The sequence below is a fragment of the Pseudomonas halotolerans genome, assembly GCF_039581215.1.
Classification (GTDB): Bacteria; Pseudomonadota; Gammaproteobacteria; order Pseudomonadales; family Pseudomonadaceae; genus Aquipseudomonas; species Aquipseudomonas tehranensis.
On sequence record NZ_JBCNTJ010000003.1, the window covers coordinates 295,269 to 310,777 of the forward strand.

A 15,509-nucleotide genomic window follows, 5' to 3' on the forward strand; every position below is an offset into this window, starting at 1 on the left:
CCAGCACAGGCCGCACGCAAAGAGATTGCCCGCCAGTGAGGCGGGCACAGCGGCTTACGGCAAGGCGTAGGCCATCACATAGTCGCCGCGATCGGTCGACTGGCGCGCACCACCGGCGGTAACAACGATGTACTGCTTGCCGGTCTTTGGTGAGACGTAGGTCATCGGGCCGCCCTGACTGCCGACTGGCAGGCGAGCTTTCCACACCTCTTCACCGTTGCCGCTGTTGAAGGCGCGCAGGTAGAAGTCCTGAGTCCCGGCGATGAAGATCAAGCCACCTTGAGTCGACAGGGTGCCGCCAAGGGTCGGCAGACCAATCTTGATCGGCAGGTGCATGCGGATACCCAGTGGACCGGTGTCTTCAACGGTGCCAACCGGAACCTGCCAGGCGATTTTCTGCGTCTTCATGTCGATGGCGGTCAACGTGCCGAACGGCGGTGCCTGACAAGGAATGCCGGCGACCGACAGGAATCGGTTTTTGTTCACCGCATACGGCGTGCCCTTCAGCGGCACGGCGCCCATGCCGGTGTTCAACGCTTCGCCACCGGAAGCGGCTTGAGCTTTGTTTTGCGATGGAATCATCTGAATCCACAGACCCAGACGCATGTCATTGACGAAGATGAAGCCGTGCACCGGGTCGGTGGAGATGCTGCCCCAATTCATGCCACCCAGCGAACCTGGAAAACTCAACGATTTGTCGGTACCCGGCGCAGTGTACAGGCCGTCATAACGCATCGATTTGAAATCGATACGGCACAACAGCTGGTCGTACGGCGTTGCACCCCACATGTCGGATTCGGTCAGGTGCTGAGCACCGATCTGCGGCATGCCCACCGATTTCGGCTGGGTTGGCGAGTACGGTTCGTTGGGTATGTTTGCGGCCTTGACGGGTACTTCCTCAACCTTGGTCAGCGGCTTGCCGGTGGCACGATCCAGCACAAATATCTGCCCAGCCTTGGTGCCAATGACCAGCGCCGGTACCGTTTTGCCGTCCTTGGTGAAGTCGATCAGGCTCGGCTGCATCGGCAGGTCAAAGTCCCAGAGGTCGTTGTGAACGGTCTGGAAGACCCAACGCTCTTCACCGCTGGTGGCGTCCAGCGACAGGATCGAAGCGCCGTAGGTGTGATCGAGCTTGCTGCGTTCGACACCATAGATGTCGGTGGAAGAACTGCCCATCGGCAGGAACACCATGTTGGTCGCCGGGTCATAGGACATCGGCGCCCAGCTGTTCGGCGTGCTGCGCACATAAGTACTGCCGTCTGCCGGCGCTTGGCGGTCCTGCGGGTTGCCCGGGTCGAATGCCCAGCGCATCGCACCAGTGATCACATCGAACCCACGGATTACGCCGCCCGGCATGTCGGATTGCACGTTGTCGGCCACGCGACCGCCAACCACCACGGTGGTGCCCGCCATCAGCGGGGCGGACGACAATTGATAATAGCTGTCCGGAACATCACCCAGGCCAGCCTTCAGATCAACCTGACCGTTGTTGCCGAACTCCTGACAGAACTCACCGGTGTCGGCATCGACCGCGATGAGGCGGGCATCAATGGTGTTGGTCAGCAAACGGCGCTGGCATTTGGCTGCGGTGGCAGGTTTGGCCTCGATGATGGACGAGTTGCTTGGCTGAGCGATGGTCTTCGTGGCATCGAAATAAGCCATGCCACGGCAACGCTGCCAGACTTTCGACTTCGCGTTGATCGCGTTTTTCCAGAGTTCCTTACCGGTGTCGGCATCCAGTGCGATCAGGTTGTTGTGCGGGGTGCAGATGAACACCTTGTTGCCGATCTGCAGCGGGGTGAGCTGGTCTTCGGCGCCATTGCCATCGCTCTCGGCGACGTCACCCGTGTGGTACGTCCAGGCTACCTTCAACTTGCCGACGTTGTCGCGGTTGATCTGATCCAGTGCAACAAAGCGGCTGCCGCCCTCGGTATTACCGTAGTGAGCCCAGTCCTTTTGCGCGTTGGCTGGCTCGACGGGCGTCAGTCCCGGGCCAGTGCCCGTGGCGGCGACAGTCGGGTGTGCAACGAACATGTTGCCAGCGGCGACCGCCAGCGCAATCGCCAACACAGCAGCGATGCCATAGGCGCCGCGACCTGGGACGCTACCATTGGCACGCTTGAGCAGCGGGTAGGCCAGCGTCACCGCCAGGCCAACGGCGCTGAACATGAACAAGCGCGAGAATACCGGCCAGAAAACCAGCCCGGCATCACTCACAGCCCAGATCGCCGTGCCCACCAGAAACGCGGCGAACAACCAGGCACCGGCCGTTTTGAAGCGAGCGATCAGCACACCGGAGACGGCCATCACCAGGCCACCCACCAGGAAGTACCAGGACCCTCCCAGGCTGACCAGCTTCATGCCGCCAGCAGCGAGTGCCAAGCCGAGGAGGGCGATGATCACGCCCAGCCCGACCAGAATGAATTTTGATATGCCCGAGAGGCGTTGACTCTGCTTCACGTTAGATGTCCGGTTGAAATGATGTGAGCAGTATATCGATAGCTAACTATCTAGTTAAATCATAAATTACAGAGGGAAGGGTAGTTCGCTGCGCAGTGACGCGCCCGATCGAAGCCAAGCGCGCGTCCAGGATTTGCAGGGATCGTTGAAACGTGGGCAAAAGGCTCTTTTTTGTCAGGGGACAGCGGATTTATGACAGGTATAGAACACGAGGAAGTGGTAGGAATCGGACAAACTCCGCTGAGATCCGTCATTTCTTCAACGGGTGAGGAATCACAGCAGTTTGAAGTTGTACTCAAGGACAAAGTAAATGCGGTCGATGTCCGGCCCGCCTTGTGCTTCGTTCGCGCGATGAGAAACGTGGGTGAAATGCACTAAAAGATCTTTCGCCGGCCCGGACTGGACGGTGTAGCTTAGATCAATGTCGCGCTCCCAGTGCTTCCCGCCTTTGCCTTGCTGAGGGCCATACTCCTGTTCGCTAGGATCAAAAGGGAAGTAAGCCCCTCCTTGCGGTGCATGAGTACCGTCGATATCACGTCCAGTCACATACCGTGACATGAACTTGAGCCCAGGAAATCCCATGGATGCGAAATCCAGGTCGTAGCGGGCTTGGTATGAACGCTCATGGGGGCCATTGAAATCGGCAAACTTGATGGCGTTGGCTAGGTATATGGAGTCGCCCCCTACGAAATCGAAAGGCGTGTCACCATGATTTTTTTGGACCGCCAGGGTAAAGGCTTGGTTGCCAATATTGTGTTTGGCAGAAAGGCTATAAGCTGTTGTGTTGATGCCTCCCGCCACTGAGCGCCCGTAGTCAATCGTACGGTAGATGTTGAAATCTACAAACGTATCCCAGCGACGGGCATACACGTTCGCGTAATACTGTCTCCAAGTGTCTGTTAGCTGGGATGAATACAGCCTGGCGCCTAGGTTCTTGTTGGACGTGAAGTCAGCCCCAACGAAGCTGATTGAGCCCACATCGGTGTTAACGCCATACCCGGCAAAATCCCCTTTAGAAGAGGAGGAATCCTGGTTTTTGAATGCCGTGAATTTGCCACCAACCAAGTGTATGCCCGTAAGCTCGTCACTTTCTAAGAGCCATCCCGTTGCGTATTCGGGTTGCAGACGTTTGTCGGAAGTGTCGAAGACTGGGGTTTCTACTTCCATCTCGCCGAACTTGATAAAGGTCTGCGAGAGGCGAGTCTTGATCACGCCGCCGCCGTCGCTGAAGTTTTGTGCGGACTCTCCATCACTGTCGACGGGTAAAAGCCCGGTTCCTGAGTGTCCCTTACCACCATCGAGTTTTTGCCCGACAAAAGCATGCACATCCACACCAAAACCAAATGTTCCGGGCGTGAAGCCTGACTCAAACGTCGTGATGAAGCCCTGTGCCCATTCTCGCTGGTAATTTTTCGCGGCGTTTTCGGAGCGGTTATCATTGTTTAAGAAGAAATTTCGGCTGATAACGTTGAGCGTTGCGTCCTTTAGAAAGCCCGAGGTTCCGGGCTCTGTCGAGTCTGCTGCCATAACCTTTCCAACACACAACAGGCAGCAGCAAAGCACCAGGTTCTTCATGGTGTACCTCCGAATAGAGGTAACTTCCAGGGGCTCGCTTAGACGGTCGAGGATCAGTTGCTTGACCAGGTTTTCCCGCCCAGGCGTGAGGCCACTTGTAGTGGTCTTTCGCGTTTGTGTGGCTGACGCGCGGGCGACGTTGTGCTGAACGTGGGCCATAATAATGTCCTTGAAACGATGGGAATGCGCCAATGCATTACACGAAGGGTCAGCACCACCTCCTTTGGATAAACAGGTATGCGCAGAGGGTTTCATTCTTGGTTGCAGGGCCGTGGCTTGCGAGTTAAATGTTGTTAATTCCACTCACCCGAGGCGATAGACACCATCTCGGGAGCAGTCAGCAGTGTCCAGCGGGCGAGTCCGCCGGTGCGCAACAGGTGAACAGGTTCTCGAACAGGGAGGCTGGCGCCACGAATGGCATGAATGCCCGCTCGTGCGGGCATTTTTACGTAGCATTGTTCAACGCTTCTGCAACCACCCAAGCAAACCTCCTTTTTTGATCGGCGCTGGTTTGGCCATCAACGTCAGTTGGCTGTTCTGTTGCCGCACCGCTTGCAGCTTGTTCAATGCCAGGCCTACTTCGCTGCGTTGTTCCATGCAACTGCGTGTCAGAGACTTGTCGATGCGGTAAATGATGCAGGAGGTCAGTGTGGTGAAAGTGGCCTGGGACGGTGTGTCGGCGAGGATGCTCTGTTCGCCCATGACTTCGCTCGGCCCCATGCGACCTACTTCAGTTTGCTGGGTGTCGTCGGGCACTGTGGCGCTGACCACTCCGGTGGCAATCACGAACAGATTGTCAGGCACTTCACCCAATTCCAGCACCACTTGTCCCGCCGCGTATTGCTGCGGGGTCATGGCCTGAGCCAACCGATCGCGTTCGTCCTCGCCCAGGGAGCGGAAGATTTTTACCTCGTCCAGCAACGCTCGCGCTCGGGTAGTGGGTTCAACCGCACCATCGAGTTGCCGGGAAATACCAGCCGCTTCCAAGTGCCGATGGGCCAGGTCGAACAACTGATTGCGCACTTCACTTTTTCTGCCCAGCTCGGCGATAAAACCACTGGCCACGTATTCGGACATGTTTTCACCGGCCTCCTTGAGCACAGCTTTAGGTGCAGGGGAGAGGAGCAGGCTGCTGCTACCTTGCAGGGTGCGATCCAGTGCGTCTAACACCCGACGCGGACGGATGTGGTTGGGCACCTGAATACTAATGGATACGCCATGCATGTTGCTCGGTCGGCTCAGGTTGACGATCTTCGCCTTGGCCGCCACCGAGTTCGGTACCACCGCAGTACTGCCGGCGCTGGTGAGCAGGTGGGTGGCACGCCAGTCGATGTCCAGCACCTTGCCTTCGGTGCCGTCGATCATGATCCAGTCATCCACCTGATAGGGTTTGGTGGTGTTGAGCACAATGCCGGAAAACACGTCGCTCAACGTGCTTTGCAACGCCAGCCCGACGACGATCGCCACGACTCCAGAGGTCGCCAGCAAGCCTTTGACGGGCAGCTCCAGCACATAACCAGCCGCGGCGACGATCGCGATCAAAAATACCAGCGCACCTATGACATCCTGCAGCAACCGCCCACTGTGACCAATGCGTCGTATCAGCACCAGACCGATGATTTCCGTGAGCACCCGCGCAGCATATAGCCACCAGAGAATCCCAAGGGCCGTTGCCCCCAGTTGCACAGCGCGATCACCGGCAAACACGGGCGCCTGCAGCGGGCTGACGTCGGCATTGATGATGATTGCACTGAAGATCAGGAACAGGCCCAGACGCAACCCGATCCGGGTGACGCGGTGCTTGAACGGCGCGAGATGCCAGATCAGCGCATCGATCACCAGCAGCAGGGCACTCCACGATAAGGGATGACCGTAGACAATGGGCATGTGATCTCCGGGTAAAAAAAGGTGGGTAGCGCGCGCTCCCTTGAATCAAGGTTTGGCAGCACCGTGAATACAGATTAATAGGCGGCCTAAAAAGGAAAAAGCAGCTCTAAAGCGTTTGACTGTCAACCAAATCGTGACAATGAACCCATTGGAAGAGCGCCTCGGTTTGCGGCTGCAGCACGCTGATCGGGATCGATGCGAATGCGCAAAGGGTAATTCGTGGCAAAGTCCGGTTTTAGGGTGCAGGTGACGCTATGAGTAAACAGCTCTACACACGCCGTTGAACAAGTGGGCGATGTCATATGTTCATAAGTCGATCAAGGGCCCGAGATTGCTGACTCAATGGTCTCTAAATCAGCGCGACTGTTCATCGATTAGTGTTCATAGACCTAGCTTTCCCCCGGTCATTAGTCTCGTCGCCCCGACCTTTATCCGTCCATCCAATGATGGTGGAGGTATGTTCGACGGCGGTACGGGGTGCACTTGCGTGGTGTTTCGTGACCGAATATGTCATATAGCCGCTATTGGATTTTGTTGCAGCGCCACCGCTGCATATTATTAGCGGTCATTCGCCTGCTCGGCGGGACACGGAAGGCCATTGCATGAGATCTGGGTAGATGCTGGGAGCTATCAAAAATCGTCTAGGCCTGGCGTGGGAAGCGCTTGTGGTTGGAGGGAGAACTGCGTGGAGGGTGCTGTCCACACGGCATCAGAGAGGCAACGTTGATCCTTTCTTTGAGCCGTTGACCCCCGTCATTGTCACGGACGGCCGATCGGCCCGGTATGAGCGCGAGTTGCTACATGCCCTGGAAAACTCCGATGTTCTGAACATCGCGCTCACAGGTAGCTATGGCGCGGGTAAGAGCAGCGTGCTGAAGACATTCTTCAGCAACCATCCACAGTTCAACCACACCTATGTGTCCCTCGCGACCTTCAGCAAACCCACCTTGGGTTTGACTCCTCAGCCTAGTGGCCAACCTCCCGACCCTGACTCCGCACCTGAGGGCCCGGCTGTTACCGGGGGCGAGCACTCACCTGGGGATGTCGATCTGGTCAATCGCATTGAAGAGACCATCGTCCAGCAACTGCTCTACGCGGTGCCCGCAGCGAAAGTGCCCAAGACTCGACTGAAACGGATAGCCCAGGCCTCAAACTTCAGTATTAGCATGCGCACGCTGGGGTTCACTTTGCTTGCCGTCTGCGCCTTGAGGCTCTATGTACCCAAGCTTGCGATGATAAAAACCGTGTCGCTTGAATGGCTGATCAAGGGCTTAATGGTTCTTCCCGAGTCTGCAGCGCTGGCTGGAGTGGCGATTGGTGCAATCTATCTGTTGTACGCCGGGTTGAGGTTCATGTCCCTGTTTACCATCGATGGGCTGACCCTCAAGGGAGGCAAGCTTGAAGCGACTCACCATGGCTCGGTGCTTCATAAGAACGTCGATGAAATCATCTACTGCTTCGAGCGCAGTGATATCAACGTGGTGGTCATTGAAGACCTGGATCGCTTCGACATCCAGGACATCTTCTTCAGGCTGCGAGAGATCAACTTCATTATCCAGCGATCACCCCAGGTCAAGCGTCCTGTCCATTTCGTCTATGCCATCCGTGATGAGCTGTTCACGGTCACGGACAAGACAAAATTCTTCGACCTCATTATCCCCATCATCCCTGTGATCAACTCCGAGAACTCCAGGGAAAAGCTGGTCGAGCTCATGAAGGCCCGCCAGGTGGCCGGCAAACCGCTCGATGATGGCTTGAATCTCAAACTCATCGAGACGGTGTGCTACTACATCGACGAAATGAGGCTGATCAAAAACATCGTCAACGAGTATGACGTCTACGCGAACGTACTGGCTAAGGACGGTCTGGAGCTGGATCCCAACAAGCTGTTTGCGATGGTTGCGATCCGAAATCTGCACCCCAATGCCTATGCGGACTTGGTCAAGCGGCGGGGCACGATCTATGGCGTCATTGATGGCTACGCGAAGTGGGTAAAAGCCGAAACCGACTTACTCGAAACGGCAGCTCAAGCGCTAGAGGATCAGCGTGCGGCACGTGAAGACGAGGTGGCCGATGGCGTGGAGCATCTACGTTTGTCCGTCTGGTTTGAGATTTTGAAACTTGGGAACAAACCCACTGCAAACCACGTGCGGCTGGATGGCGGGTCTACGGTCACGCTACTGGACTTTGTATCGGATCCTGTATTCGCCCAGGTAGTAGCATGTCGAAGCGTGCAACCAATTGTGATTTCACACTGGCAAGATAACGGCCAAGCTGTCCAGCCTAAAAAGGCTTTGCAAGAGGCACGTTACGATGAGCGCCTGCAACGCTTTCAGACCTCGCTCGATGAGTTGGATGAGCAACTTGAAACGAATCGAAGCAAAGTGCTACGCCTCAAAACGGCAGGTTTTCGGCAGATCGTTTCCCTGGGGTACGGCGCAGAGCTTGCCAAACGCCTAAAAGGGCTAGAGCTCATAACGTTCCTCGTTCACCGCGGTTTCTTCGACACGGATTACGTCGATTACCTCGGATATTTCTACGAGGGATCACTCACCCAATCGGATAAGAACCTCATCATGGGGCTTGTCAGGGGGGAGGAGTACGACGTGACCACTCCAATACATAATCCGGAGCTTGTGATCAGGAAGCTGGATCTGGATTCGGTAGATGGCGGGCGCGGTATTATGGTCGATCTTATTCATGAGCTTTTGCAGTCGCGCAAGGATGAGATGGTTGCCAGAAGGGACAAACTTCGCTTGATCCTCCGAAGCGGTCATGATTACAAGGAGCGTTTCGCTGAGGCGGTAGCACCGATTGTTCCTGGGAAGTACGGTTCTGCGCTTATGAGAGCAATGTATGGCGCAGATCGCGATCTCATTCCGTTACTGCTCAGCCATGATCGATTCAAAACATCCACCTTGCGGCAGCAGTTCCTCATTGCTCTTCTGGATGCGCTGACGCCCAAGGAGATGCAGACCCTCGACGATAAGTCTGGCCGGTTGAGGAAGACTATCAATGAGCTGCGTGATGCTTCGGTTCTTGCAGCTAAGCTTGCGAGTAGTCAAAACGGATGGAGGTGGGTCAGGGAGCTGCCAGCGCAATTCTCCAACCTCGATTCGAGTGCCTCGTCTGGAGATTTGCGGCAAATGGTGGAGTGGGGTTGTTTGGCCCTTAACCTCAAAATGCTGCAATTGCTCTGCCAGACACTGGATCCGGGAAATCAGAGCGTTAGGGTAACGTACCATCGGCTTAGCAAGCTGGAAGTCACTGGCATGGACACCCTGATCGAGGAAAACCCGGACGGTTTCGTGGCTCAGCTCGTGAGCCAGGATGGATCGCTCGAAGAGACACCGGAATCGCTCGTGGCCTTGTTCGGTCTTTGCCAGAGTGAAGCCTACACACTACAGGTATTGCTCGAACAGACGACCTGCAGTGTGACTGACCTTGACGCGGTACCGACCTTGTTATGGGCGAAAATCATGATGGCGGGACGTGTTCGGCCTGTGGGTAATGCAGCTTGGACGTACTTCAATCGGGCTCTGATAGCTGACAAAGAATCCGCAGATTTCGTCGATTTGGGCGAGTCGGCGTTGGATAATTTCGCGGAGTTTCTCAAGCACAACGCTCAAGAGTTGGCTGAAGAGTTGTGGCAGGACGCCAGTCGCAACGCTGGCTTGCAGACTTTCCTCGTTCGCACGCCGCAAGTCGAGAATGCAACCCTACGAACGCTTTTCTCGAAGGTGGTGTTGAGCCCAAGCGTTGTCATGGACACCGCGGCGCCTCGCAATAGGTGGGCGATGTTCGCCAATGGTGACATGGTCGAGTACAGGGAGGAAATTCGGGCCTTCATTACCGATCACGCTTTCTCTTATCTAGGGGCTTACCTCATCCGCCGGTGGGGCGTCGCCCGTGAACAGATGGACATGTCGGCGTTGCCGGTGTCGTTGGCCCTTGAACTGACCAACGCACAGGTGTGCTCGACTGCTGAGAGCATCAAGATATGGTCGGGCATTCCTTACGACGCCTATGACACGTGCGACGGTGCCGTTGAAGCATTGGCTAGAGCGTGTGATCACGCGGCCCGAGATGGATTGCGGTTCCCGGAGGCCTACCTCCCGACGCTGCTGAAGTTGCTCCCGGACGGGGCGCTCTCTAGAGAGCAAAGGATCAACATGCTGATCCATGCTCTCTCGATGGGCTGCAGTTGGCCAGAAACGGCTGGAGTATTGCCGCTCGTGGGCGAGGAGTATCAGGCGTTACTCAACAAACGGCGCGTGAACTTGCCGGCTCATGATATAGATCGCCGGCTGATTGATGCCCTCGCTGCAAGAAGTTTCGTGGGTGCTGTGAAATCTGAGGCCAAGCGCATCGTGGTCTGGAGCAAGCGTAATTGAGTAGCCATTGGGTGGCTATTCCGTCCACCTTCACATAAGTCCGGAACTCGGCCGGTCTATGAGGCTTGGAGTGTCTACGAAACTAGGGGCGGTTCAAACAAGCTTGGAGCTGCTAGGGGTCGCCTCGTCGACTGCAGATCCACTTGCCCATGTTCTCCAGCCGTGGAGGTGAGGCGTCGATAGGTGGTAATGGCATTGGCCGGTGGAGTATAGTGGCCTTTTGCCGCAGGACCGTGGGCAATTCGGCCACCTGCTACAGCACTGAAAGGAGACTGGCGTTGAAATGGATTACCGCTCTTCAGTTGGAGCAATGGGCTGACACACTTCAATCTCGCGTCCAGATACCTGGTCTAGTAGCAGACTTGATCTGGGCGACCTCGCCAAAAATTAGAAGAATCAGATTTCCTCAAGGAGACAAGGGCCAGGTGCGTGGATACGACGGATACCTGGACGCGGACTCTACCTCACCTTTTGTTCCTGACGGACGTTCGATCTGGGAGTTTGGCACCAGTGGGGTCGGGAAGAGCAAGGCGAACACCGACTATGACAAGCGTACCGCTGAGGTGAGTGCTGATGAAAGGGCAGACACTACCTTGGTTTTGGTTACGCCACGGACATGGAACGATACGAGCGAAAAAGTTGAGGATTGGCTAGCAGGAAAAAATGCGAGCGGAGACTGGAAGGGCATCGTCTATTTGGAGAGCACCCTGCTGGAAGATTGGCTCTCGAAATGCCCAGCCGTTGCTTCCCGCTGGGCCAAGTTTGAGCTTGAAATCGCTCCTCCGGCCGGAATACTCAGCACAGAGGAGTTTTGGCAGTCTTTCTCGACCCGTTTTGAGCCAGCGCTTGTTGAAGACGTCTTATTGGCTGGTCGTGAAAAGCAGGCGGAAGAGCTTCTGCAGAAGCTAAGACAAGAGGGTGGGCGGCTGGCATATTCTGCCGATACCACCGATGAGGTGATCGCTTTCACAGTGGCTGCCATACGCAGTGCGCCGGAGCCAGTGCGGCAGTACCTAGAGTCTCGCACGCTGATTGTTGATACGGCAGATGCCGCAAATGCTCTCTTGAGCAAATCAGGTCTCATTTACTTACCTAGAAACACTGCCTGTGAGTGTGTGGGGCAAATGCTGTTGCGAGGGCCAACCGTGGTGAGCGCCGGCGCCGATGACAAGACCCATGGGCACATCGAGCTGCGCCGTCCGTCCAGCAGAGAACTCGGAATAGCAATCGCGAAGATGGGGATGACCGAGGATCAAGGGTACGAAGCGGCACGGACATGTGGACGGAGTCTGGCAGTGTTAGCTAGGCAGTACCCCAGTGGCACTGCAGTGAAGCCTAAATGGCTCGATGACACGAAACCACTCATCCCTGTCATGCTTGCCGGCGCGTGGGCATCTGATGCAGAGGAAGATCAGTCCATTATTTCGTCGCTCAGTCAGCAAAACTATGAGGATGCGGAAGATGAGCTTCGCAAATACCTAGTCATGCCAGATTCACCTATCGAAAACGTTGGCAATTTATGGGCGACTAGAGCTCCGGTGGATGCATTCCTCTACCTCGCTCCGTATGTCGGCCGCAGGCACCTTCAGCTTTTCAAGGATGCGATTACCACCGTTTTTGCCGCCGCTGTGCGATCGCATAAACCGCCAAGTCCAGATGAGCCGTTCGTCCGTCATGCTCAGCGTGATACGGCCCACAGCGAGCACCTGCGAAATGGTCTGATGACTACGTTGCTGCACATGGCGGTGCTGCACGCTCCGGCTAAATTCACAGTCCTCGGCGGAAGTCCCAAGACCTTCGTTGATGACCTCGTCCGTTCATTGCCGGAGCTGTCATCTGACCATCGGCTTATGGCGAGTTTGGGTCAGGATTTAGCGTTGCTCGCGGAAGCATCCCCTAATTTTTTTCTCGAGGCCCTTGAGCGTCAGCTTGAGGGCGCATCGCCTTCCATCCGCCCGATCTTCGATGAATATCCAGGGATGTTAACCCCTGTTACCTACCACTGCGGCCTACTCTGGGCTCTGGAGGTGTTGGCTTGGATTCCTGAAACATTTGATCGAGCCGTGCGTTGCCTAGCGGAGCTTGCTGCCATTGATCCTGGCGGGAAGATGAGCAACCGGCCGATTAACAGCCTGCGAGCCATTTTTCTCTCATGGATACCCAGCGCTGGAGTCAACACAACGCGGCGGCTAGCTGCTTTGCAGGCAGTCGTGAAAGACGTACCCACGATCGCCTGGCCCTTGCTCGAGACACTTCTTCCACGATCTGGCGACAACAGTTCCGCCACTGAAAAGCCAAAATTTCGGGAGTATGAGGACGGCGGCGGCGAAACCCTGACTTACGGTTTGGTATGGGAAAGCGAAGGCAAGATTGTCGAGCTCGCGATCATAGAAGCGGGCCATCGTGATGAACGGTGGAAATCTATCATCGACTCGCTTGAGATGCTTCAAGATTCCGCTTTTGAAGCAGTAGTGAACGGCCTTGATAGCGCTCTGAACTCCGCACCAAAGGAGCCCCATACACAGATCTGGAAAACTCTGAATCGGGAGGTGAAGCGTCACCAGAAATTCTCTAGATTCGACTGGGCTATCCCTGAGGAGCGACTGGGGCAACTTGCAAGCTTGGTGGACAGGTATGAGCCCACAACGTTGTTTGAACACTACAGCTGGCTTTTCGATGATTGGATGCCACCCGTGGAGGGGCAGGCCGATGAGGATGTCGACTCAATCAAACTAGTTGAGGATGCTCGCCTGAATGCTTTGCGAGCTATTCGAGAGGCGCACGGCGTGCAAGGGCTCCTTGACCTGATGGCTCGCGTCAAAATTCCGCGACTTGTTGGCTATGCCTGCCGAGGGCTAGAGTTACCTTACGACGACCTCGTGGAGCTATTCGAAAAGATCGTCACAAGCTCTGTAGCAGAGCTTGAGCTTATTGCCGGAGCAGTGTTGGCTGATGGCTTTAGCCGTCTGGGCCAGCCTTGGGAAGCAGCTGGCCGATCCTCTGCTCAAAGCTCTGCCTTGAGCTCGTCTCGTTTAGCGTTGGTACTCGAGTCGCTGCCAGAAAGCGCACGAGCCTGGTCGTATGTTGCATCGTTCGGAGAAGAGGTTGAGAACTCCTACTGGGCGCAGAAAACCGCTCATCAGGTAGAAGGTAACGTTCGGGATCTATCGTTTGCTATAGAAAAATATAGATGTGCACGCAGGCCGGCCGCAGCTCTGAGTGCGGCCTCGCGGCGTCTCTCTGACGTCCCTACTGCTGATCTTGTTTCGCTGCTAAAGAACAGCATCACTGAGCAGAATTCTAAGGGGCCTGCTCAGGCTGGATTGAGTTCTTATGAGGTCGAAAAAGCCATCTTGAATTTGTCTGCCCGCATGGACATCTCCTTAGCTGAGGTGGCTGCTCTGGAGTTTGCCTACTTCCCTGTTCTTCGAAATGACCCAAAGGTCTTACACCGGCTTCTTATCGAGCAACCAAGCTTCTTTGTAGAAATGCTTTGCAAGGTGTTTAGGGGTAAGAGTGAAGAGCCGAGAGAGATTTCCGAGCAAGAGAAAAATTACGCCTCGAATGCCTACCGCTTGCTCAAGAGCTTAAAGACGCTCCCAGGCCAGTCGGAGGAGGAGGTTGACGAGACGGCATTGCTCGAGTGGTGTCTCGAGGTTCAGAGGTTGTCTAGGGAGCAGGATCGTACAGAGATTACGGATCAACTGATCGGGCAGGTTCTGGCACACTCCCCACTGAGCACACAAGATGGTGCTTGGCCTCATCAAGCTGTTCGGAATGTGATTGAAACCTTGGCGTCCACCCAGGTCGAGCGCGGGGTTAGCATCGAGCGCTTCAATATGAGGGGAGTATTTTGCAAGGCGATAGGCGAAGGGGGCGACCAGGAGCGCGCATTGGCTAAGCAAACACGGGAGTGGGCTGAGGCATCTGCGGGATTTGTTCGGACGAGGGCGATGCTTGAGCAGATTGCCCTATCTTGGGATCGCGATGCGGAGCGCTCTGATACTGACGCCCAGCAAAACGCTTTGAGATTTTGATGGAACCCGAGCTTAACCCAACTCCCCGTGGCAAGCTGGGTCAAGATGGTTATCTTGGTGATTACCAACGGCGCATGATTGTCGTCCAATCGGAGCCAGAGGAGGGGACAGGGGAGGAGGAGCTCGATGAGAAGCGGGTTTTGACCTCGGTCACCCTGCACGGGCGTGAGATCTTGGTGGGCGTAGAAGCTGAGAATCATGACTGGTATAGCCGCTATAGATCGGCTAATCGACTCAAAGACCTCTTGGAGGACATCTCGATTAATCTCACAACACCGCTTTGGGCGTTAGATTTGACCCTTGACCCAGTGGTTAATATTAACGCCCGATTTGCAGTACCTGCGGGTCGTGTGCTGGATCCAGCAGTTGTTCTAACGCCTGTTGAGGAATGATCGATGCGATGTCCGCATAGCGTCCCTGAAAAAGAGGGGAATGCAGGTTGGTGAACCGACATGCTGGCCTGCCAACCCTCAATTTTTTACCTGGCAGTTTAGGGCGCCTGACGTTGGCAGTAAGACGAAGATTATATTGAAGCGCGGACTTATATTGAATGGATAAGTGTGTTGAAGTCGTGTATAGATGGTTTTTGACGTTGAAAGATCGGGAGGCTATAGTAGTTTCTATTCTTGCCTTGGCGGCTTCCATTTTTGGTATATATTTAAATTTAAGGGTGGTATACGATGCCAATATCAGGATTTTAAGCTTTGATGTCAACTTTCAAAGTGAAGAGCAGTTGGCAAATACGAAATTGGCTTTCTTTAACGGTGGAAATGCTCCTTATTTAGTAACCGAAATACAATTGCTTGTAGGTCAGGATGATACTGGGGAAGGCTATTTTATACCGGATGATGGTGTTCCGGTGGCGGGGACTTTGCCCTTTGTCCTTGACAAGGGGAAGATGAAGTTGGTGGAGATGAAAAGGCGCGGAGCAAGTGTTGTTAAAGGCGCCGAAGGCGTAGATGAGCAATATTACGGGATGAAAATATCATCGGTTGATATTGGTGGCGCACCTCATGAATCCATTATTTGGTATGGTCGTGCTTGCAGAAGAGATGGGCGAGTTTTTAGTGCTGAAACTAACAGCTACGTAATTTCAATGTCTTCGACAACTACAGAAAAGTTTGAAAGCTTTCGAAAGAAAAATTGCTCTGATTGA

Annotated in this window: 7 protein-coding genes; 4 read left to right on the forward strand and 3 right to left on the reverse strand. The window is 55.0% G+C overall.

Going from position 1 to position 15,509, the window contains the following annotated elements:
* Positions 1–54: 54 nt before the first annotated feature.
* From AAIS01_RS06055 to AAIS01_RS06065, 3 genes are all read right to left on the reverse strand, one after another.
* Complete coding sequence (locus AAIS01_RS06055) at positions 55–2,460, reverse strand: glucose/quinate/shikimate family membrane-bound PQQ-dependent dehydrogenase (RefSeq protein ID WP_343468247.1); 2,406 nt, start codon at positions 2,458–2,460, stop codon at positions 55–57.
* Positions 2,461–2,733: 273 nt separating this feature from the next.
* Positions 2,734–4,035: an OprD family porin gene (locus tag AAIS01_RS06060; protein ID WP_431191909.1), complete on the reverse strand. Its 1,302-nt coding sequence runs from the start codon at positions 4,033–4,035 to the stop codon at positions 2,734–2,736.
* 459 nt (positions 4,036–4,494) lie between these two features.
* A complete protein-coding gene (locus AAIS01_RS06065; RefSeq protein WP_343468248.1) occupies positions 4,495–5,922 on the reverse strand; it encodes a mechanosensitive ion channel domain-containing protein in 1,428 nt (475 codons plus the stop codon).
* Positions 5,923–6,716: 794 nt separating this feature from the next.
* Between AAIS01_RS06065 and AAIS01_RS06070 the strand changes: the two genes are divergently transcribed.
* The 4 genes from AAIS01_RS06070 to AAIS01_RS06085 all read left to right on the forward strand — a co-directional run bounded on the left by AAIS01_RS06070 (position 6,717) and on the right by AAIS01_RS06085 (position 15,509).
* Complete coding sequence (locus AAIS01_RS06070) at positions 6,717–10,316, forward strand: YobI family P-loop NTPase (RefSeq protein WP_343468249.1); 3,600 nt, start codon at positions 6,717–6,719, stop codon at positions 10,314–10,316.
* Between the two features lie 278 nt (positions 10,317–10,594).
* Entirely contained in the window at positions 10,595–14,353 is a 3,759-nt protein-coding gene (locus AAIS01_RS06075; RefSeq protein WP_193034293.1) for a hypothetical protein, read from the forward strand.
* Entirely contained in the window at positions 14,353–14,745 is a 393-nt protein-coding gene (locus AAIS01_RS06080; RefSeq protein WP_153388231.1) for a hypothetical protein, read from the forward strand. Before AAIS01_RS06075 ends, AAIS01_RS06080 begins: the two co-directional genes overlap by 1 nt.
* Positions 14,746–14,903: 158 nt before the next feature.
* Positions 14,904–15,509 (forward strand): hypothetical protein, encoded by a 606-nt coding sequence (locus AAIS01_RS06085; RefSeq protein ID WP_343468250.1) that lies wholly within the window; start codon positions 14,904–14,906, stop codon positions 15,507–15,509.